The sequence below is a fragment of the Siphonobacter sp. BAB-5405 genome (genome assembly GCF_002872335.1).
GTDB lineage: Bacteria > Bacteroidota > Bacteroidia > Cytophagales > Spirosomataceae > Siphonobacter.
This window is the reverse complement of the sequence record NZ_NJAG01000001.1, coordinates 75,516-95,106: the sequence shown is the minus strand read 5'-3', so window position 1 is coordinate 95,106 and position 19,591 is coordinate 75,516. Positions and strand designations below refer to the sequence as shown.

The 19,591-nt window shown below is 49.8% G+C and carries 14 protein-coding genes; 7 read left to right on the top strand and 7 right to left on the bottom strand.

Annotated features, from left to right (window positions below):
• Positions 1–11 precede the first annotated feature (11 nt).
• Positions 12–2,465 (top strand): bifunctional aspartate kinase/homoserine dehydrogenase I, encoded by a 2,454-nt coding sequence (thrA, locus tag BWI97_RS00355; RefSeq protein ID WP_102199621.1) that lies wholly within the window; start codon positions 12–14, stop codon positions 2,463–2,465.
• Between the two features lie 132 nt (positions 2,466–2,597).
• On the opposite strand, the gene BWI97_RS00350 is transcribed toward thrA, so the two are convergent.
• Positions 2,598–4,139: a SulP family inorganic anion transporter gene (locus BWI97_RS00350; RefSeq protein WP_102199721.1), complete on the bottom strand. Its 1,542-nt coding sequence runs from the start codon at positions 4,137–4,139 to the stop codon at positions 2,598–2,600.
• Between the two features lie 476 nt (positions 4,140–4,615).
• On the opposite strand from BWI97_RS00350, the gene BWI97_RS00345 reads away from it, so the two are divergent.
• The 3 genes from BWI97_RS00345 to BWI97_RS00335 all read left to right on the top strand — a co-directional run bounded on the left by BWI97_RS00345 (position 4,616) and on the right by BWI97_RS00335 (position 9,282).
• Positions 4,616–7,174 carry a circularly permuted type 2 ATP-grasp protein gene (locus BWI97_RS00345; protein WP_102199620.1) on the top strand — a complete coding sequence of 853 codons (2,559 nt, stop codon included), beginning with the start codon at positions 4,616–4,618 and terminating at the stop codon, positions 7,172–7,174.
• Entirely contained in the window at positions 7,164–8,027 is an 864-nt protein-coding gene (locus tag BWI97_RS00340) for a transglutaminase family protein (protein WP_102199619.1), read from the top strand. The genes BWI97_RS00345 and BWI97_RS00340 overlap by 11 nt, the downstream gene beginning before the upstream one ends.
• Positions 8,028–8,349: 322 nt before the next feature.
• Positions 8,350–9,282, top strand: a complete 933-nt coding sequence (locus tag BWI97_RS00335) for a homoserine kinase (protein ID WP_094816684.1) — start codon at positions 8,350–8,352, stop codon at positions 9,280–9,282.
• Positions 9,283–9,355: 73 nt separating this feature from the next.
• Here BWI97_RS00335 and BWI97_RS00330 read toward each other — a convergent pair whose 3' ends face one another.
• A complete protein-coding gene (locus tag BWI97_RS00330) occupies positions 9,356–10,375 on the bottom strand; it encodes an SDR family oxidoreductase (protein ID WP_102199618.1) in 1,020 nt (339 codons plus the stop codon).
• Positions 10,376–10,519: 144 nt separating this feature from the next.
• Here BWI97_RS00330 and BWI97_RS00325 point away from each other — a divergent pair, with 144 nt between their 5' ends.
• Positions 10,520–11,320: a TerC family protein gene (locus BWI97_RS00325; RefSeq protein WP_094816688.1), complete on the top strand. Its 801-nt coding sequence runs from the start codon at positions 10,520–10,522 to the stop codon at positions 11,318–11,320.
• Positions 11,321–11,323: 3 nt separating this feature from the next.
• Here the strand turns inward: BWI97_RS00325 and BWI97_RS00320 are convergent, their stop codons facing one another.
• Positions 11,324–11,503 (bottom strand): hypothetical protein, encoded by a 180-nt coding sequence (locus tag BWI97_RS00320; RefSeq protein WP_102199617.1) that lies wholly within the window; start codon positions 11,501–11,503, stop codon positions 11,324–11,326.
• 4 nt (positions 11,504–11,507) lie between these two features.
• Positions 11,508–12,686, bottom strand: coding sequence for an MFS transporter (locus BWI97_RS00315; protein ID WP_094816693.1), 1,179 nt, complete (start codon positions 12,684–12,686; stop codon positions 11,508–11,510).
• Between the two features lie 134 nt (positions 12,687–12,820).
• Here BWI97_RS00315 and BWI97_RS00310 point away from each other — a divergent pair, with 134 nt between their 5' ends.
• Both BWI97_RS00310 and BWI97_RS00305 read left to right on the top strand, forming a co-directional pair.
• Positions 12,821–14,029 carry an acetyl-CoA carboxylase biotin carboxylase subunit family protein gene (locus tag BWI97_RS00310; RefSeq protein ID WP_102199616.1) on the top strand — a complete coding sequence of 403 codons (1,209 nt, stop codon included), beginning with the start codon at positions 12,821–12,823 and terminating at the stop codon, positions 14,027–14,029.
• 202 nt (positions 14,030–14,231) lie between these two features.
• Complete coding sequence (locus BWI97_RS00305) at positions 14,232–14,489, top strand: hypothetical protein (protein ID WP_094816697.1); 258 nt, start codon at positions 14,232–14,234, stop codon at positions 14,487–14,489.
• A gap of 39 nt (positions 14,490–14,528) precedes the next feature.
• On the opposite strand, the gene BWI97_RS00300 is transcribed toward BWI97_RS00305, so the two are convergent.
• The 3 genes from BWI97_RS00300 to BWI97_RS00290 all read right to left on the bottom strand — a co-directional run bounded on the left by BWI97_RS00300 (position 14,529) and on the right by BWI97_RS00290 (position 19,550).
• Positions 14,529–15,827 carry a hemolysin family protein gene (locus BWI97_RS00300; RefSeq protein ID WP_102199615.1) on the bottom strand — a complete coding sequence of 433 codons (1,299 nt, stop codon included), beginning with the start codon at positions 15,825–15,827 and terminating at the stop codon, positions 14,529–14,531.
• A gap of 314 nt (positions 15,828–16,141) precedes the next feature.
• Positions 16,142–19,120 (bottom strand): FAD-binding and (Fe-S)-binding domain-containing protein, encoded by a 2,979-nt coding sequence (locus BWI97_RS00295; RefSeq protein ID WP_102199614.1) that lies wholly within the window; start codon positions 19,118–19,120, stop codon positions 16,142–16,144.
• A gap of 133 nt (positions 19,121–19,253) precedes the next feature.
• Positions 19,254–19,550: a hypothetical protein gene (locus tag BWI97_RS00290; RefSeq protein ID WP_102199613.1), complete on the bottom strand. Its 297-nt coding sequence runs from the start codon at positions 19,548–19,550 to the stop codon at positions 19,254–19,256.
• Positions 19,551–19,591: the final 41 nt, after the last annotated feature.

Sequence of the window (19,591 nt, the reverse complement as noted above, 5' to 3'; positions counted from 1 at the left end):
TTGATTAGCGTATGAAAGTTCTAAAGTTCGGCGGCACCTCCGTAGGAAGCATCAAAGCCATAGAGTCGGTTTTGGGCATTATTCATGATAGTCTTCAACGCGGTGAAAAAATAGCCGTGGTTTTCTCAGCCATGGGTGGCTTTACCAACCAGTTGCTGGAAATGGGCAACCGGGCCGCCCGTAATGACGAGTACCGGGACGTCCTGAAAAAGGCGTCTGATCGTCACCTCGAAGTCATTAACCATTTCATTGGACCACGTTTTCGGAGTCGGGTCATTGCCGATGTCATGGGTTTATTCAATGAACTCGAAGACTTATTGCGGGGAATTACCCTGATTCGGGAAATTTCACCGCGTACGTCCGATCTGCTCGTGAGTTTCGGTGAACGCCTGTCGACGACGCTGGTGACCGAAGTGCTGAAAGATCAGGGGGTCGACTGCGATTTTCTCGATGCCCGCAAGCTGATTAAAACGAACGCTTCGTTTCAGCAGGCCGAAGTAAACTTTGAGTTGACGAATCATCTGATTCAGCATCATTTTACCAAGAATAAAAACCTCCAGCTCATTACGGGCTTTATCGGCTCAACCGAAGATGGCGTGACGACGACGCTCGGTCGCGGTGGCTCCGATTATACGGGTAGTATTTTCGGTTCGGCTCTCAACGCCAGTGTCATTGAAATCTGGACGGACGTACCGGGTATGATGACCTCCGATCCCCGGAAGGTACGCAATGCCTTTACCATTCCGGTGGTCAGCTACGCCGAGGCGATGGAACTGACGCACTTTGGTGCCAAGGTGATTTATCCGCCCAGCCTGACGCCGGCGTTCAAAGCCAACATTCCCATCAAGGTTCTCAATACCTTTGATCCCTCACATCCGGGAACCATCGTAACCCGGCAGGCTCCCCCGCACGAGTACACCATCACGGGAATCAGCTCCATCGACAATCTGGCTCTGGTCAACCTGCAGGGGTCGGGTATGATTGGCGTAGCCGGGGTATCGGCCAAGCTGTTTACGGTACTGGCCCGCCACGAAATTTCGGTGATTCTGATTTCGCAGGCCTCTTCCGAACACTCGATCTGCTTTGCCATTGATCCCAAGTTTTCCGGTAAAGTACGGGAAATCATGGAAACGGAATTCGCCAGTGAACTCCGTATCGGTGACGTGGAGGGAATCGACATTCAGGAAGACCTTTCCGTCATTGCTGTCGTAGGTGAAGGCATGCGGCAACACACGGGTGTGTCGGGTCGCTTGTTCTCGGTACTCGGAAAGAACGGGATTAACATCGTGGCAACGGCTCAGGGCAGTTCGGAGCTGAACATTTCCGTAGTAATCGAGCGGAAAGATCTATCGAAAGCTCTGAATGTCATTCACGAAAGCTTCTTCGCCGATCAGGTCAAAACCCTGAACCTCTTCCTGATGGGTACGGGACTGATTGGTAAAACGCTGTTGCATCAGCTTTCGCAGCAGGAAAGTTACCTGCGGAAATACCGGAATCTGAAACTTCGCCTCATTGCCGTAACGAACAGTCGGGTAATGGTTATTGACGAAGGGGGTATTTCAAAGGAACACTGGGAAGAACGTTTGGACATTGACGGTGAAAAGGCGGATATGTCGGCCTTCATCGAACGAATAAAAGCGTTGAACCTGCCCAACAGTATCTTCGTGGATTGTACGGCTAATAAAGCCATTGTCGATTACTATGAAGGATTGCTGGAAGCATCGGTATCCATCGTTACGCCCAATAAAACGGCCAACGCCGCTCCGTACGAGGAGTACGCCCGCCGTCACCGCATGGCCCTGAAGAAAGGGGTGAAATTCCTGTATGAAACCAACGTGGGAGCGGGCTTGCCCGTCATTAACACCTTGCAGGGACTCATTGCTTCGGGTGACCGATTCCTGAAAATCGAAGGCGTATTCTCGGGTACGCTGAGTTATATCTTCAATAATTTCCGTCCGGGCTTACGCTTTGCCGAAGTGGTTCGCGAAGCGAAAGCCAAAGGCTATACCGAACCCGATCCCCGCGATGATTTGAGTGGTCAGGATGTCGCCCGGAAAATCCTGATTCTGGCCCGGGAAATCGGAATGCAGGCGGATTTCGAAGACATTGAAATTACGCCGCTGTTGCCCGAAAGCTGCCGACTGGCTCCCTCCGTGGACGACTTCTTCGCTGAACTGGAAAACTGTAATCCCGTTTTCGAAAAATGGGTCGATGACGCCGATGCCAAAGGCGAGAAGCTCCGGTTTATCGCGACGCTGGAAGGCGGAAAAATCAAACTTGGACTGAAATCCGTAGGACCCCAGCATCCGCTGTATTCGCTGGAAGGAGCCGATAACATCATCTCTTTCACAACCAAGCGTTACCACGATCGACCGCTGGTCATCAAAGGTCCTGGAGCCGGTGCGGAAGTAACCGCCACCGGTGTATTCGCCGACATCGTTTCCATCGGCAGTTACCTTTCCTAAGAAAAAGTGAAACATAAAAAAGCGGGCTGATTTCTAATCAGCCCGCTTTTTTATGGAATCTACCAAGTCATTTTCATTCGCTAGCACGAAAGCGGAAACATACCACCAACTAATAACTATCAACCATTAATTCTACTCTAAATCCGAAGCCACCCGATACGTCGGATCTTCCAGAATATTCACTTCAATCATCGATTCCGCCTGTTGTAGAAGCTTTCGGCAATCGGGACTCAAATGGCGTAGATGTACCGTTTTACCCGCCACCCGGTAGCGACGCGTCAGCGTATTCAGGGCCTCAATGGCTGACATATCCGCTACGCGACTCTCCGCAAAATCAATCACCACTTCCTGCGGATCGGAGCTGACGTCGAACTTTTCATTAAAGGCGTGAATCGAACCAAAAAACAGTGGACCGAAAATCTCGTAGTGCTTCGTTCCCTGCTCATCCACGTACTTCCGGGCCCGAATGCGTTTGGCGTTTTCCCAGGCAAACACCAGGGCCGAAATCACAACGCCTACGCCAACGGCCAACGCCAGATTGTGCAGGAAAACCGTCACCAGCGTTACCACTACGATAACGAATACGTCGGAAGTGGGCATTTTGCCGATGGTTTTGAAACTGGCCCATTCAAAGGTTCCGATACAAACCATGATCAGTACACCGGTTAAGGCCGCCATCGGTAGTTGCTCAATCAAACTGGCTCCGAACATGATGAATACCAGCAGCATCACGGATGCAACAATTCCCGATAGTCGGGCCCGGGCTCCCGAAGAAATATTGATCAGACTTTGACCAATCATCGCACAGCCGCCCATGCCCGAGAATAATCCGGTGACAATATTGGCAAGTCCCTGAGCCATACATTCCTTGTTGCTACGACCTTTGGTTTCGGTAATTTCATCAATCAGATTAAGCGTTAGCAGGCTTTCAATCAACCCTACACCCGCCACAATGAACGAGTAGGGTAGAATAAGTTGCAGCGTTTCCAGCGAAAAAGGTACCGCCGGAATATGAAAGGGCGGCAAACTTCCCTGTACCGAAGCAATATCGCCTACGGTTTTGGTATCGATCTGTAAGCCAATAACGGCCGCCGACACGACTACAATCGCCGTGAGTGAGGCGGGAATCGCTTTCGTAAGTTTGGGTAGTCCCCACATGATAAGCATGGTCAGTACTACCAGTCCCAGCATGAGCCACAAGGCTGGTCCCTGCATCCACCGTAGGGTGCCGCTGGCATCGCTTATTTTAAACTGATCCAGCTGAGCGAGAAAAATCACAATCGCCAGCCCGTTCACAAACCCGAACATGACCGGGTGCGGTACCAGCCGAATGAACTTACCCAGCCGTAATAGCCCCGCCGCCATCTGAATAACTCCGGCCAGCACGACGGTAGCAAAAATGTATTCAACCCCGTGCGATTTCGCCAGACTGACAATCACCACGGCTACGGCTCCGGTAGCTCCCGAGATCATACCGGGGCGGCCCCCAAAAATCGACGTAACGAAACCCATGGTAAAGGCCGCGTAGAGGCCCGTGAGGGGTGAAAGGCCCGCAATGAGGGCAAAGGCAATGGCTTCGGGAATCAGGGCCAGGGCTACGGTAAGGCCCGAAAGCAATTCCGTTTTGTAGTCGACTTTTTGCGATAAGTCGAACAGGTTTAATCGGGTAGTCATGGGAAATGAATAGTAAACCGGACGAAGCAAAGCAGCTTCGACGGCATGAGTGATCCAGGAAGGGTATAGAAAAGGGGAGTGCCTTACTTCAGGGTGGAGTAAGGGTTACGATGGGGGAAGCAGGAAATACGTGCGATGTCATTCGCGACAAAGGTAAGCAAAATCAAAACCGATACGGCTTAGTTGGCCCATTCATCCAAAGTATTTACAAAATCCCTGGTATAATTCTATTGATGAATGAAGGGTAGGTACGTACAGATCAAACTAGTGATTTAGTGGTAAATGCCTGTATATTCTTGTAAATCAAAATTATATATCAATAAATGGTATGAGTGTAGAATAAAATTTCGACATCTGGTTTTATCCTAGGTTTCGAAACAGAACCATGTAGTTGGAAACTCGTACCTTTGGCCGGGCATAAGGCAGAGGTGAGGGCTGGAATCGACAGTTAGTAAGGCCAGAAGCCCGTGTACATTATGGTAGCAGATACGATTCACTCCTTGCTGGATTCATACCGAACGCAGCTGAGTTCTTACGATGAAATATTGAATGCCGACGGTAGTATTAAGCCGCACTGGGAGAAATTATTTCAGTCGTTGGAGAAAATTGGAAACCTGGAGCTCAAGAACCGCTTACAGGAGATCAAGAATAAAATTCGGGAAAACGGGGTAACGTATAATGTATACGAAGATCCCAAAGGAATGAATAGTCCCTGGAAACTGGATCCCATTCCCTTTTTGATTCAGAAGTCCGAATGGGAATCCATCTCGAAGGGATTGCAGCAACGGGCCATCCTGCTGGATTTAATCTTCCGGGATATGTACGGCGAACGCAAGCTGGTGAAAGATGGGATTCTACCCGCCGAGCTGGTGTTTGAGAATACGGGTTTTTTCCGTCCCTGTCAGGATGTAAAACTGCCCACCGAACACCAGCTGGTGATGTACGCCGCCGATATGGCCCGTGGTCCGGACGGTCGAATGTGGGTACTCGACAACCGTACGCAGGCTCCTTCGGGTTCGGGTTACGCCCTGGAAAACCGGCAGATCATTAGCAAGGTCATGCCTGAGCTAGCCGAAAGACAGTACGTTAGTCGACTTTCACCCTTTTTTACGCACATTCAGCAGGCCATCTTTCGGGTGTTCCGGGAAAAAACGGATCAGCTCAATGTGGTGTATCTCACGGCGGGCCCTAATAACGAGACGTACTTCGAGCAGGCGTATCTGGCTTCGTACCTGGGTTTTACGTTGGTACAAGGCAATGACCTTACCGTCAAGAATGGCTACGTCTGGGTGAAATCCATTGAGGGCTTGCAGCGGGTGGACATCATCATTCGCCGGGTGGACGATGAATGGTGCGATCCCCTGGAACTACGTGGCGGCTCTAAACTGGGCGTAGCCGGTTTACTACAGGTCATCCGGAATGGTAATGTGATGGTGATTAACCCGCCGGGAAGTAGTATTCTGGAGAATACGGCTCTCAACTCCTTTTTACCCTCGGTCAGTCGGTACTTTTTGAAGGAAGAACTGCTGTTACCGTCCGTAGCAACCTGGTGGTGTGGGCAGACCAAAGAGCGGCAGTATGTGCTGGAGAATCTACACCGCCTCATCATTAAAAAAGCCAATCGCAAACAGGTATTCCGTTCCGTGTACGGACGACAGCTTACGTTCGATCAGTTACAGGAATTACGAACCCAGATCCTCCAACACCCGAGCGAATACGTAGCTCAGGAAGAGATCAGTTTCTCAACGACACCTGCTTTCGTCAATGACCGAATTGAACCCCGGTACGCGGCCATTCGGGCCTTTCTGACGGCCACTCCGGCGGGGTATCAGGTGATGCAGGGCGGGTTGACGCGAAGTTCACCGGTGAAAGATAAATTCACCTTTTCCAATCAGTACGGCGGAATCGCCAAGGATACCTGGATTGTGTCGGATGAAACGGAAATCATTCCGGATCGTATTCGGCTGCCCCGGCAGTTATTCCAGAAATCCCAGACGTCCCTGCCCAGTCGTAGTGCCGAAAATCTGTTTTGGGCGGCTCGCTACGGGGAGCGAACCATGGCGGCAACCACGTTTCTGATCATTACGCTTAATTCCCTGAATCTGCAGCGGAATTTCGGGACGACGACCAAGACTGAGCACATTGAAATCCTGCTCAAAACCGTATCCCGGCTGATTCGAATTGAGCCCGGTTTTTCGAACGAAAACGCAGAATCATACAAGCATCCGTTTGCGATTATTACGGACAGTATTGCCAACGAGGCTAAACGCGGTACGATCGCTTCCACGATTGACTCGTTCCTGAAAGCCATGATTGTCGTACGCGAACGCTGGAATCAGGTAACCTGGCGTACCATCGACGTGATCGAAAATATTGCTCAGAAACTCAAGCAGATTCAGCCCAAACAGAATCCGAACGACATTCAGAATACCCTGAATACGCTGCAATACAGCCTGTTCACATTCTATGGAATTGTGAGTGAATCGTTACCGCGAAACAACGGGTTTTTACTGTTTGAAACGGGCAAACTGATTGAACGCATTTTGTCCAAGATTGTGATCATGCGTTCCATCTTCAGTGCCCGAACCGAACGGTTTATTGAGCACGAACTCATTGAAGCCACGTTGATGAACCACTTTGCTCTGGTCAATTACCGTTCGGCCTACAAGTCCAATTACGAGATGGAATACATGCTGGATATGGTTCTGCTGGATAAACAGGTGCCTTCCTCACTAGCGTACCTGTTACAGACCCTCGAACAGACCATTGCTCAGTTGCCCCACGCTTCCGAGCGGTTGAATGATGCTCAGAAAGCTGTATTGCGAGCTTCCACGCAAATTCAACTCATCGATGTAGCCGAGCTGAGTACCGTGAGTGGCGATGCCATGCCCTACGAAAAACTGGATCAACTGCTAGCGGAAGTATACGGATTGATTTTGTCGGTATCGGATTTTACGGCCAATCTGTACTTTAACCATACGGCTACGCAGCATTCGATTACGGAAACGATAATGGACCTTGAAAATGAATTATAAACTGGTTCATCAAACGCAGTATACGTATACGGGTAATGTGAATAACTATCACGGCATTGCCTGCCTGATGCCAAAGATTTCACCGCGTCAGAATTGTACAAATTTCGCTTTGCAGATTACGCCGATGCCCGATGAGATTAGTCAGCGGACGGATTACTTTGGTAATACCCTGCACCACTTTTCCATCCATCAGCCGCATACGCAGCTGACCGTGCTGGCGACGAGTATGATCGAAACCCGCTCGTCGATCATTACCGATTTATTCATGACCAATCGGGAGGTGAAGGAGCAGTTACGCACGAATCATGCATTGAAAACGCAGTTGCTGGAATACATGATTCCGAGTTCGTTTGTGCAGTGGGATGAAGAAATTCGCAACTTTGGGGCCGATTGTTTTTCTGAAAATCAGTCCTTTTACCAGAGTGCCCGGCAGCTCTGTCATAAAATTTACACGGAGTTCAAATACGTCTCTGGCTTTACGACGATTCATACGCCGCTCAAAACCGTGCTGAAAGAGCGGAAGGGGGTCTGTCAGGATTTTTCCCATCTGGCCATTGCCTGTTTTCGCAGTCTGGGTTTTGCGGCCCGGTACATTAGCGGTTATCTGGAAACGCAGCCCCCGCCGGGCAAAACCAAACTACAGGGTTCGGATGCCACGCACGCCTGGGTTTCGGTATACGCTCCGGGTGTAGGCTGGTGCGATTTTGATCCTACCAATGACTTGGTACCGCAGGAAAAACACATCACCACCGCCTGGGGTCGCGATTTCGGGGACGTCTCTCCGCTAAGGGGAATCGTTTTCAGTACGGGAAAACAGACGTTTAAAGTAGGCGTGGATGTGATTCCGGTTTGATAGGGTTTGAAGTTTGAAAAGAGTTTAAGGTTTGATACGGTTTAAGGTTTGAAAAGGGTTTAAAGCTTAAAGTAGTTTGAATGTGGTTTGAGTAGGTTTAAAAGGTCTAGAGGTTGAGGCTAGTACTACGATGAATTGATTCAAACCTTAAACACACTTAAACGGCCTTAAACTTTTTTCAAACCTTAAACCGTATCAAACCTCAAACTTTCTCAAACCCTATCAAACTCCCCCAAACCTTCCCCATACCTTTGTTTGAAGTTTCTCACCCTCTATCTTTGGGACGGCTCGCGTTGAAAAGGCCGTTTTGCTCAATTACTTCATGGAATCCATCAAAGTCTTCGCTCCGGCGACCGTAGCCAACGTGGCCTGCGGATTTGACATTTTCGGTTTTGCCGTCGATAACCCCGGCGATGAGATTATTCTCCGCAAAAAAGTTACGCCCGGCCTGGAAATCGTAAAAATTGAAGGCGATCAGGGACGGTTGTCACTCGATCCGGAAAAAAATACGGCCTGTATTTCGATGCTGGCGTACCTCAAGCATCTCAATGCCAACCAAGGGATTAGTATCGAGTTACGGAAAAAAATGCCCCTGGGTAGCGGTCTGGGCTCTTCGGCTGCGAGTTCCGTAGCGGGTGTATTCGCTCTGAATGAACTCATGGGTCGACCCATGGATCAGATTGATTTATTGCCTTTCGCCATGGAAGGCGAGCGGTTTGCCAGCGGTACGCCCCACGCCGATAACGTGGCTCCGAGTTTGCTGGGTGGTTTTATTGCCATTCGCAGCTACGAACCTAAACTCGACGTGGTGAAGATTGATACCCCCGCCGAGTTATTTGCGACCATCGTCCATCCACAAATCGAGGTGAATACCAGAGACGCCCGCAATATTCTCCGCAAAGAAACGTCGCTGAAAAATACCATCACCCAGATGGGTAACGTAGCGGGGCTGGTAGCCGGACTGATGAAGGGCGATTACGGCCTGATTTCCCGCAGTCTGGTTGATGTAATCATCGAACCGGTACGTTCCATCCTGATTCCAGGTTTTGATGAGGTGAAACACGCGGCGATTGAAGCGGGGGCTCTGGGTTGTAGTATCTCTGGAGCAGGTCCATCCATGTTTGCCTTGAGCAAAGATCGGGATACGGCTAAAAAAGTGGGAGAGGCGATGCAACGGGCCTTTGCCAGCGTACAAATTGAAAGTGAAATTTACGTTTCCAGCATCAACCAGAATGGTCCGGTTGTAATTGGTTAACGAATCGATAGGTATACAAAAAAGGAGAAACGGCAGACCCGTTTCTCCTTTTTTATGTGTTGAAAACTAGTTTCTAAAACTCGTTATTTTTCACAGCGGCTTCATCGGTAGGCTGGGTTATGCCATTGTGCGTAACCTTTGACTCCACTTCGTACCCGTGCTTGCGGGGATTGGCCGCTTCAGGTACGGGCTGGGGCAAAAATCGGTTGGTAATGCCAAAGATGTCGGCTGCCAGCTCCGGGAACAGATGATCCAAAGCCGCCAGCAGTTTGGCGGGTACACTTACCGTTAGTTCCGCTCTTCCTTGCTTTAAGGCTTCAATAATCTGCTGGGCGGCATTTTCAGCACTGACCGTTAACAAGGGAAGTGAATCCGCGATTTTAAACCAGGCGTATTCTTTCTGATGTTCTCCTTTCACGATGGCATGTCGTGGGCTACCCGTACGCATCAAACCCGGATATACGGTCGTTACGTGAATATTCTGATGCAGGAGTTCCGTACGTAACCCTTTGGAGAGTCCACTCAGGGCAAACTTACTGGCCGAATACGGCAATAGGTGCGGTACGGCCACTTTTCCACCGATGGATGAGATATTGACAATACGCCCTTCCTGACGGGCCTTCATGTGCGGCAATACGGCTCGAATGGCATGAAGTGGACCGAAGAAATGGGTTTCCATGGCTTCGTCGTATTCCTGAAGCGTCATGTTATCTACGGGGCCAATCTGAATAATACCCGCGTTATTGATGAGTACATCGATGCGACCGTAGTAATTGAGACTTTCTTCAATCATATCCTCCACTTCGGCAGGGTTCGTCATATCACAGACAATGGAGATGACTTCCGCTCCCAAGTCGGCGATCGATTCTTCCGCTTGTTGAAGTTCGTCTGCATCGCGAGCGACCAAGATTAATTTGGCCTGCTGGGTGGCTAATTGACGTGCCAGTACCAGGCCGAGGCCCCGCGAACCTCCCGTAATGAGTACTACTTTATTGCGAACGTCAAAACGTCGGCTATAGCGTACCAACTGGCGGGCTGCCCATACAAGACCCACGCCCAGGGCCAGAGAGAAGAAACGAGATTTGCGTGCCATGTATAAATCCAAGGTTGATATCCATTTCCTGAATGAAAAATCCATTCCAAACCTAAATTGTACCGACAGTCCCATATCTTGCTGCTGGAATAAAGCTTTTAATGAAACTTCGTCCCCAATCTTTGCATTACATTCATCTGAATCATGGAATTCCCGAACCTGGCCGAACCGGCCGTATTGATTAGTTTGCTGACTTTATCGTTTCTGGAGATTGTACTTGGGGTAGATAATATCATCTTTATCTCCATCATTGTCGACAAACTTGAACGGGCTCAGCAAAAGCAGGCTCGTACGATTGGTCTCTTACTGGCGATGGTATTTCGGATTATTCTTCTCTTCGGTATTACTTCTCTGCTACGACTAACGACGCCATTGTTTGAAGTGCCTTTTATTCATGAACATGGCACGACCGAACCCGTGGGAATCAGCTGGAAAGACCTGATTTTGTTGGGTGGAGGATTATTTCTAGTGGGGAAAAGTACGCTCGAAATTCATCACAAGTTACAGGCATCATCGGAGTCTTCGCTGGGGGCTGCTAAATACTCCAGTCTGATGGCGACGATCATTCAAATTGTACTGGTCGATGCGGTATTCTCAATTGACAGTATCCTGACAGCCGTGGGCCTGGTGGAAAATGTCTGGATCATGGTTATTGCCGTAGTCATCTCGATGGGCATCATGCTGGCCTTTTCGGGCATTATTGCCGATTTCATCAATCGAAATCCGACTTTGCAGATCCTGGCTTTGTCCTTTCTCATTGCCATCGGAATGATGCTCGTGGCCGAATCCTTTCACCAGGAAGTCAACAAAGCGTATTTGTACGTAGCGATGGCCTTCTCCCTGACGGTCGAGCTGATCAACATGCGACTGCGGAAGAATACCGAAATGGTCCGGCTGAATGATCAGGAAATGCCGGACTATGCCGATACGGGCGAGAAAGAATAACGCCTACGCCGAAAGGCCATACTTGCGGCGAATCGGATTGATAAGGAACTTCTTCTGGGCTGTAAAACTATCGGGATGTACTTGTCCAAATAGTTGCTCCCATTCTTTAAAACGCTCAGGTTCAGCTTGCTGAAATGCCTGGGCGTTTATTTTTTTCTGGGTAAGGTATTCCGTGAAAGTCATACGGTTACATCGTCAGGGCGGGTGATTTGCGGAAGGTAAGGTACACCAACGCTCCCGAGGTAATCACGCTGCAAATCAGGAAATTGATCTGATAACTGTTTCGTAAATGATTGTGTAGCCAGCCCGAAGTTAAAGCTCCGATACCAATGCCTACTTCCAATGCGATATACGTGGTGGCTACGGCTCGACCTCGGTACAGGGGATTGGCTAAATCGACGGTCCAGGCCTGTAGAGCCGGCGTGTTCAGTCCCCAGGGAACGCCAAAGAGAAAGGCCATGGCCAGTACCATGTACAGATTATCCGCAAAGGCCAAGCCTAACATCGCGATAACCTGCACCAGAATCGACATCCGTAATACTTTGACGCGACCAAAGCGGTCGGAGGCTTTCCCCGCTACCAGCCGAATCAGCAGTGACGAAATGGTGTAGGTCATGAAAAACAGACCTTTATTGTAAATGCCCACCGAAAGTGATAGATCCGGACCGATGGTAAGAATTAATCCAATCGCGTAACTACTGAGCAACATCACCACCGCAGGAGCCAGTACGCGAGGTTCAAAGATTTCGTTTTTCTTGATGAGTAGCAGTCGCGGCGAAAAGCGTTGCCGCCGCTCAAGGGTTTCTTTCAGGTTCGTCAGAATACCAATCGACAGAAAGGCAAACAGCGACGAAACGTAAAACATGGTATCAATCGAAAAAGCCGCCGTCAGCCAGCTCCCCAGCGGTGGTCCCGCCGACATACCAACGCTGGCCGAAATACCGAGCATACTCAGGGCTTCACCCCGCCGGTCCTCGGGCATGACATCCGCTACGTATGCCGAGGTAGCCGTAGGTTTAAAACCCGTCGAAAAGCCGTGAAAAAGCCGTAGTAGTAAGAAGGCATATACACTACTCATGAAGGGGTACAGCAACCCACAGACAAAGCACACCAGCGACCCAAAGGCCATAATCGGTACCCGACCCACCGTATCGGTTAGTTTGCCCGAAAAAGGTCTTGAAACCCCGGCCGTAAGCGTAAACAAACTGATGACCAGGCCCACGTATTCCCGGCCACCCAGTGCAGAAAGATACCCGGGTAACTCGGGAATCATCATGTTAAAGCTGGCGGTGAAAAGGAAGTTACTGGCACATAGAAGCCAAAATTGGAAGCTATAAATACTTGATTGACCGGGGCTGGAATCCATACCGCAAAGGTAACTGAAATGCCCAAGGGCCGGGAAGCCCGGTTCGGGTTTTTTAGGGAATCGATACAGTTTTTACCTAAAATCAGTATATTCAGGGAGCCGCGTTTCAGCAAAACCTCAATCTCTCATTCCGTATGCCTTTCTCCTTTCTCTGTATTGCTACGTATTTTAAAGGAAACGAATTTTTAAAGTCCTGCAAGGAAGCCGGAAATACGGTGTACCTGTTGACGGAGAAAAAACTCGAACATAAACCCTGGCTTCGATCCCATATTGACGAGTTATTTTTTGTGGAAACGCCAGATCAGGGAGTATTGGATCTGAATGAGACGGCAAAGGGACTAGCGTATGTCCTTCGAAGTCGCAAGATTGACCGGATCGTAGCTCTCGATGATTTCGATGTTGAAAAAGGAGCTTTTTTCCGGGAAACGTTTCGTCTGCCGGGTATGGGGCAAACCGTCGCCCGGTACTTTCGGGATAAGCTGGCGATGCGAATGAAAGCCGCCGAAGCGGGCTTGCGGGTACCCACGTTTTCGGCCCTGTTCAACGATGCGGAAGTCAATGCCTTTGCGGATTCCGTCACCTTTCCCGTCGTCGTAAAACCCCGGGGGGAAGCCTCTACCGCGGGCATTCGGAAAGTCTGGAATAAGGATGAACTCTGGCAGGTCATCCATAGCCTGGGCGACCGACGACATGAGTTTCTCGTCGAACAGTTTAAGCCCGGTCACGTCTACCACGTCGATGCACTGACGTATCAGGGGAAAGTACTGTTCAACTGGGTCAGCCAATACCTGAGTACACCGATGGAGGTCGCTCACGGGGGGGGCGTCTTCCGCTCCGTTACCACCCCTTTTGGTTCTGCCGAAGAGAGAGCCCTGCGAACCTTCAACGAAAAACTGCTAACGGCGTTTGGCCTGGAATACTCGGCCAGCCATTCCGAATTCATTCAATGCCACGAAGACGGAGAATTTTACTTTCTCGAAACAGCTTCCAGAGTCGGAGGAGCCCATCTGGCCGAAATGGTGGAAGCCGCCAGTGGCATTAACCTGTGGCGGGAATGGGCCCGGATTGAAACGGCTACGGTTGAAGGCACGCCCTATGAATTGCCCGAACTAAAGCCTGCGTACTCCGGAATTATCATTTCATTAGCCCGTGAGCAGTGGCCCGATTTGAGTGAGTATGTAGCTCCTGAAATCGGGTGGCGAATGCAGGAAGAATATCATGTGGGTCTGATCGTACAAAGCGAAAACCGCGATCGGATTCTGGAATTACTGGATCAGTACACAACGAAAATCTACGCGGAAGTGCACGCTTCGGCTCCCGTTCGGGATACACCCAGTCATTAAACCGTACGCTTACCAAAAAGGCAGAAATATCTACCAAATAACGGGTAAAACAGGTTGTTAATAGAAAATGCTCAGTTGAAGCTGAGAGGTTTATGGTTATTCGTATCAGAAATTAACCTGCACTCCTTTAACTATAGAAGCTTAGTCCTATAAGCTTATCCTATTATAAGAGCATATTTTATAAATCCAACCAGTTAAAGATATGAGTTCTGCCTTACTTAATTCACCCGGAAGTAATATTCCCGCGAATGCTTTCTTTTTTGATGGAAATCTATGGTTTGGTATTGTAGATTCCCAGGAACGACTAGCCGAACTAGAGACGTATTATCCTACCAAAAAGTACCTGCAGGCCCGGCTGTATGCCGAAGGCGGCATTGCGGCGTATCCCTGCTTCGGATTTAAAGGTGAAGGCATTTCTCTGGAAGCTTTTTTGAATGCTTCTAATGTACATACGCACTAACAGAAAATTTTAGGGTTGCCCAGGGCTGAGACGTATGTTTCAGCCCTTTTCATTTTTCCGCTCCGAATCTTCTTCCGTAACTAATATCTTGTCAATTCGCTGGCCATCCATGTCTACGACTTCAAAGGTCAGGTTATCCCATTTGATGTGATCGCCCTCCACGGGAATGCGGCGGAGGTGATGGAGCATAAAGCCCGCTACCGTTGAGAAATCTTCTTCCAGAAAATCACGAATGTCCCGTCGACCTAAGCGACTGAGAAAATCAATGAAAGGCATCTGGGCTTCCACCAGAAATGAACCATCTTCCCGTTTCACAAACGTAAAATCAATGACTTCGGCATCGGGCATGTGACCGACGATGGCTTCGAATATATCATTCACCGTTACCATCCCCTGTAGAACACCGTACTCATCCACAATGAAACCGTGGTGTACTTTGGACTTACGAAATTCATCCAGCACCTGATACGCCGAAATATTCTCCGGTAAGAACAAAGGCTTATGAATGAGCGTTTTTAGCGGAGTGTCGGGCGTGGCCAGATACAGATCTTTCACCGTAATAACGCCTACCATCCGGTCCAGCGACTTATCCCCAACGGGGTAAACGGAATGTCGTTCGAGTTCAATCTTCTTTCGCACCTGCTCGACGTTATCGTGCAAATCAATCCAGGCTAAATCGCTACGGTGGGTCATCAGCGATACAATGTGACGATCGCTGACATTAAACACGTTTTCTACAATTTCCTGTTCAATTTCATCGATGGTACCCTGCTCCAGCCCTTCATTCACGATGGCCTTGATTTCTTCCTCGGTTACCATACTGTCATCACCCCGGCGAATGCCCAGTACTTTGACGATCAGATTGGTGGAAGTAGACAGTAACCAAATGAACGGATAGGTTATACGGGAGAGCAACGACATCGGCAAGGCCAGCGTCTTGGAAATGCTTTCCGCCCGGGTTAGACCAATCCGTTTGGGTACCAATTCGCCGATGACCAAGGTAAAGTAGGTGATCATCAGCAGCAGTAAGGCCCGGGCAACAGTATTGGCGTACGGGGCCACAAACGTAAATTGCTGAAGCCACAGCGATAGATCGCCTTCCAGCTTTTCGCCGGAGTAGATACCCGTCAGAATACCAATCAGCGTAATTCCGATTTGTACTGTAGAGAGAAAAGTGTCAGGTGCTTCAGCGAGCTGAAGGGCGTGGCGGGCTTGTTTATCACCGCGTTCGGCGTCGTTTTTCAGACGTATTTTTCGGGCAGAAACCAGAGCAATTTCTGCCATTGAAAAAACACCGTTAAGTAAAATCAGGAGAAATAAAATAAGTAGTTCGGTCATGGATGAGCCGGAAAGTTCAGGCCAAATATCCGCTAAAAAACATTGCCAGATGTATTTTAGGGTGGAATGGTTGAAAAAGTTTAAGGCTGGAAGCGTTGGCAGTTTGAATGGTTTAACGTTTCAAGAATTTTGGAAGGTTGAAGCCTTACCGGACAAAGGATGAAACATCCCCAATGAAAGACCCCCAGTTCAGGCTTTTTCGGCATTGAATGAAAGCAGTAGCCCCCTAAAAAATCCTGATTTCGGGAATTTTTCAGGGGGCTAATCAGAGCTTCGGAATTCAGTCCGGCTTATCATTTCAGGGCCTGAATCCTTTATTGAATTTCATTGCGTACAAAGGCTTCCCAAAGAATCTCCGCCGGGTGAAGGGCAATGCGGCCCGTTCCATCCTTAATCTGGTGGCGACAGCTGGTTCCGGGAGCGGCAATGGTTACTTCTTCGGGTTGATTCCGAACGGTTGGGAAAAGGACCAGTTCTCCAATTTGCATCGAAACCTCGTAATGTTTGGCTTCGTAGCCAAAGCTGCCCGCCATGCCGCAGCAACCGGAAGGAATCAGGTGAACCTCGTACTGACTCGGTAAGGAGAGAATCTTCTTGGTATGCGTCAGGCTCGACAGGGCTTTCTGGTGGCAGTGGCCGTGCAGCTTGATGAGTCGTTTTTCGTACGTAAACTGATCGGATTTTATATTTTTCTTATCCAGTTCCTGCGATAAAAATTCATCGAAAATAAACGCCCGACTGGCTACTTCCTGAGCCTGAGCTTTCAATTCGGTAGGGACCAGCTCCAGGTACTCATCCCGTAGGGTAAGAATTGCCGAGGGTTCCAATCCTACGATGGGTGCTCCGTCCTTGATGACTTCGGCCAGCAAGGTCACGTTTTTAATCGCAATCTTCCGGGCTTCTTTCACCATCCCCTTCGAGAGGTACGTACGTCCGGATTCCACGTGATAGGGAATTTCGATTTTATACCCCAGTCCGCTCAGCAGCAGAATTGCTTTCTTACCTACTTCTACATCATTGTAGTTGGTAAACTCGTCGCAGAAGAACAGAATACGCTTGAACTTCACCCGGCCCGTCGTATTGAGTCGGAATTCGTGTTCGGCAAACCATTGTCGCAAGGTCTGAGCCGCAATGGTCGGCATGGAGCGATCCGGGGCAAACCCCATGACTTTCTTAATCGCCAGCGAGGGTAATTTGCTTTGCATGGCCCAGTTGTACAGGCGTGGCATCCGACTGCCCATACGCGAGAGAGCCGTAAAGTTCCCCACCATTTTCGAGCGGAAAGGTACGCCGTGGGCATCGTAGTAATGCTGGAGAAACTCGGCTTTCAGCTTGGAAACGTCCACGCTACTCGGGCATTCGGATTTACAGCCCTTGCAACTCAGGCATAAGTCCATCACATCCTTGATTTCCGGATGATCGAAAGGATTTTTCTTCGTTGAATTAGTCAGAAATTCCCGTAAGACGTTGGCCCGGCCCCGGGTCGTATCGCGTTCGCTGCGGGTAGCCATAAAGCTGGGACACATCGTCCCACCCGATAGCTCGGTTTTCCGGCAATCGCCCGAACCCGAACACTTTTCCGTCAGCCGTAGAATATTTTCCTGAGCACTGAAATCGAAATAGGTATTGATTTTGCGAACGGGCTTATCGGCCTCGTACCGTAAAAACTGATTCATGGGCGGCGTATCGACGATTTTTCCCGCGTTAAGTACGCCCATCGGATCAAAGAGGCGTTTGATCTGGCGGAAAAGATCGTATACTTCTTCGCCCATCATCTGCGGAATAAACTCGCCTCGTAAGCGTCCATCCCCGTGTTCTCCCGACAGCGAACCCCGGTATTTCTTCACCAGCTCGACTGTTTCGGCCAGTACTTGCCGGAACAAGGCCTGTCCCTCTGACGTTTTCAGGTTGATCATGGGCTCCACGTGCAGCTCCCCCGCTCCGGCGTGGGCGTAGTAGCTGGCGTGAATGTTATGCCGCCGTAACATAGCTTCGAGTTCAGCGATGTACTGGGGAAGTTCCTCGGGAGCTACGGCACAGTCTTCAATCAAATTCACGGGCTGGGTATCCCCGGGTAAATTCCGGATCAGTCCCAGACCCCCTTTGCGAACGTCCCAGACCTGTTTGGTTTTTTCACCGTAGATGACAGGTACTGCGTAGCCTAGTCCCCGGTTTTGCAGATCGCTTACCAACTGGTCGACTTGCTGCTGAAGCGATTCCGGCGTTTCGGCCATGAATTCCACCATCAGAATGGCCGCGGGATCGCCTTCGATGAAAAAGCGGTTTTTGCTCTGTTCGGGATTGTCTTTGGTAAAATCCAGAATGTATTTATCCACCAGTTCCGACGCTAGGGGCCGGTGTTGGAGGGCTACCAGGTTCGCCTGAAGGGATTCCTGAATGGACGTACAGTGTACGCAGGCCACCGCTACTTCCGAGGGAGGTAAAGGAAGGAGGTTGATCTTCAGTTCGGTTGCCAATGCCAGCGTCCCTTCCGAGCCCGCCAGCAAAGCACAGAGGTTGAAGTCAGAAGACCCACTTGTAAACGGCTCCTGATTCAGCAAAGCATCCAGAGCGTAACCCGTATTGCGACGGCTGAGCGAAGGTTTGGGAAAACGCTCGGCAATGTTTTGCTGATGCTGCGGATTGGATAAGAGGTCATGAATACCCCGGTAAATATCCGATTCCAGCGAGGTTTCAGTAGTCTCCCGTTTTAAATCATACCGCCAGGGTGACAAGGCTTTGAACTCCGCTTCCGATCCATCCGATAGTAATACTTTAGCCGCCAGCAAGTGATCACGGGTGTTACCCCAGACGATACTGTGTAAGCCACAGGAATTATTTCCCACCATGCCCCCAATCATCGCCCGGTTGGCTGTAGACGTTTCCGGGCCGAACATCAGACCGTACGGAGCCAGTGCTTTATTCAGGTCATCCCGAATGACACCGGGCTGTACGCGGGCCCAGCGTTCTTCGGCGTTGATTTCCAGAATTTGCGTGAAATATTTCGATAAATCCACCACAATCCCCGAACCCACGACCTGCCCCGCCAGCGAAGTACCCGCCGTACGCGGAATCAGCGTCGTTCGATGGTTGCGGGCGAACGTCAGCAGATGTTTTAAATCTGTAACGGATTTGGGAATGGCGACGGCCAGCGGTTTTTCCCGGTATACCGAGGCGTCAGTGGAATACAGGATTCGCTGGGCTTCGTGTACCGTTGATTTGGTATAATATAATTCCCCTTCAAAAGCTTGTTGCAACGCTCCGAAGCTGGAGGCTTCAATCTTTTCAGACATGGTTACTTCACTTAACTCCAGGCCGATCGTATTGCTTTCGGCGTGAGTGGCTGATAAAATTCATCCGTTTAGACAAAGTTACGCGTTGGCATACCAAGGGACTTCGCAAAATTGAAAAAAGTAAGCCAGTAAATCAGCCCCGCTGAAGCTCTTGCCGTACCAGCGTTTCCCATTCACTCAGCAGACTGCCCGTATAGGTGGCCGCTCCTGCCCGCCGGTACCAGTAGTTGGCATTCCAGGTGTCGCCTTCTTTACGGTGCAGATAGGCGTGGAGCCGATCGTAGGCGGGTGTGCCTTCGGCGGATTGGGCAATGTTGTGAGCAGCTTCCCAGTCGTCTTTTCCGTCATACCAGAGGCCTTCCAGAATCGGATGTAGTGAAGCGGGCGGCGTATCGTTCGTCAGGGAACGCTGAAATTCCTCGAATGTCATAAAGTATCTTAGATTTGTCGGGATATGGCAGAAAGTCTGAG

What these genes read in the sequence shown, in the direction of transcription:
- BWI97_RS00350 (WP_102199721.1), bottom strand. Translation starts at nt 4,139, where the DNA reads ATGACTACCCGATTAAACCTGTTCGACTTATCGCAAAAAGTCGACTAC.
- BWI97_RS00300 (WP_102199615.1), bottom strand. Translation starts at nt 15,827, where the DNA reads ATGACCGAACTACTTATTTTATTTCTCCTGATTTTACTTAACGGTGTT.
- BWI97_RS00330 (WP_102199618.1), bottom strand. Translation starts at nt 10,375, where the DNA reads ATGGCACGCAAATCTCGTTTCTTCTCTCTGGCCCTGGGCGTGGGTCTT.
- BWI97_RS00310 (WP_102199616.1), top strand. Translation starts at nt 12,821, where the DNA reads ATGCCTTTCTCCTTTCTCTGTATTGCTACGTATTTTAAAGGAAACGAA.
- BWI97_RS00295 (WP_102199614.1), bottom strand. Translation starts at nt 19,120, where the DNA reads ATGTCTGAAAAGATTGAAGCCTCCAGCTTCGGAGCGTTGCAACAAGCT.
- BWI97_RS00320 (WP_102199617.1), bottom strand. Translation starts at nt 11,503, where the DNA reads ATGACTTTCACGGAATACCTTACCCAGAAAAAAATAAACGCCCAGGCA.
- BWI97_RS00315 (WP_094816693.1), bottom strand. Translation starts at nt 12,686, where the DNA reads ATGGATTCCAGCCCCGGTCAATCAAGTATTTATAGCTTCCAATTTTGG.
- BWI97_RS00340 (WP_102199619.1), top strand. Translation starts at nt 7,164, where the DNA reads ATGAATTATAAACTGGTTCATCAAACGCAGTATACGTATACGGGTAAT.
- BWI97_RS00305 (WP_094816697.1), top strand. Translation starts at nt 14,232, where the DNA reads ATGAGTTCTGCCTTACTTAATTCACCCGGAAGTAATATTCCCGCGAAT.
- BWI97_RS00325 (WP_094816688.1), top strand. Translation starts at nt 10,520, where the DNA reads ATGGAATTCCCGAACCTGGCCGAACCGGCCGTATTGATTAGTTTGCTG.
- BWI97_RS00345 (WP_102199620.1), top strand. Translation starts at nt 4,616, where the DNA reads ATGGTAGCAGATACGATTCACTCCTTGCTGGATTCATACCGAACGCAG.
- thrA (WP_102199621.1), top strand. Translation starts at nt 12, where the DNA reads ATGAAAGTTCTAAAGTTCGGCGGCACCTCCGTAGGAAGCATCAAAGCC.
- BWI97_RS00335 (WP_094816684.1), top strand. Translation starts at nt 8,350, where the DNA reads ATGGAATCCATCAAAGTCTTCGCTCCGGCGACCGTAGCCAACGTGGCC.
- BWI97_RS00290 (WP_102199613.1), bottom strand. Translation starts at nt 19,550, where the DNA reads ATGACATTCGAGGAATTTCAGCGTTCCCTGACGAACGATACGCCGCCC.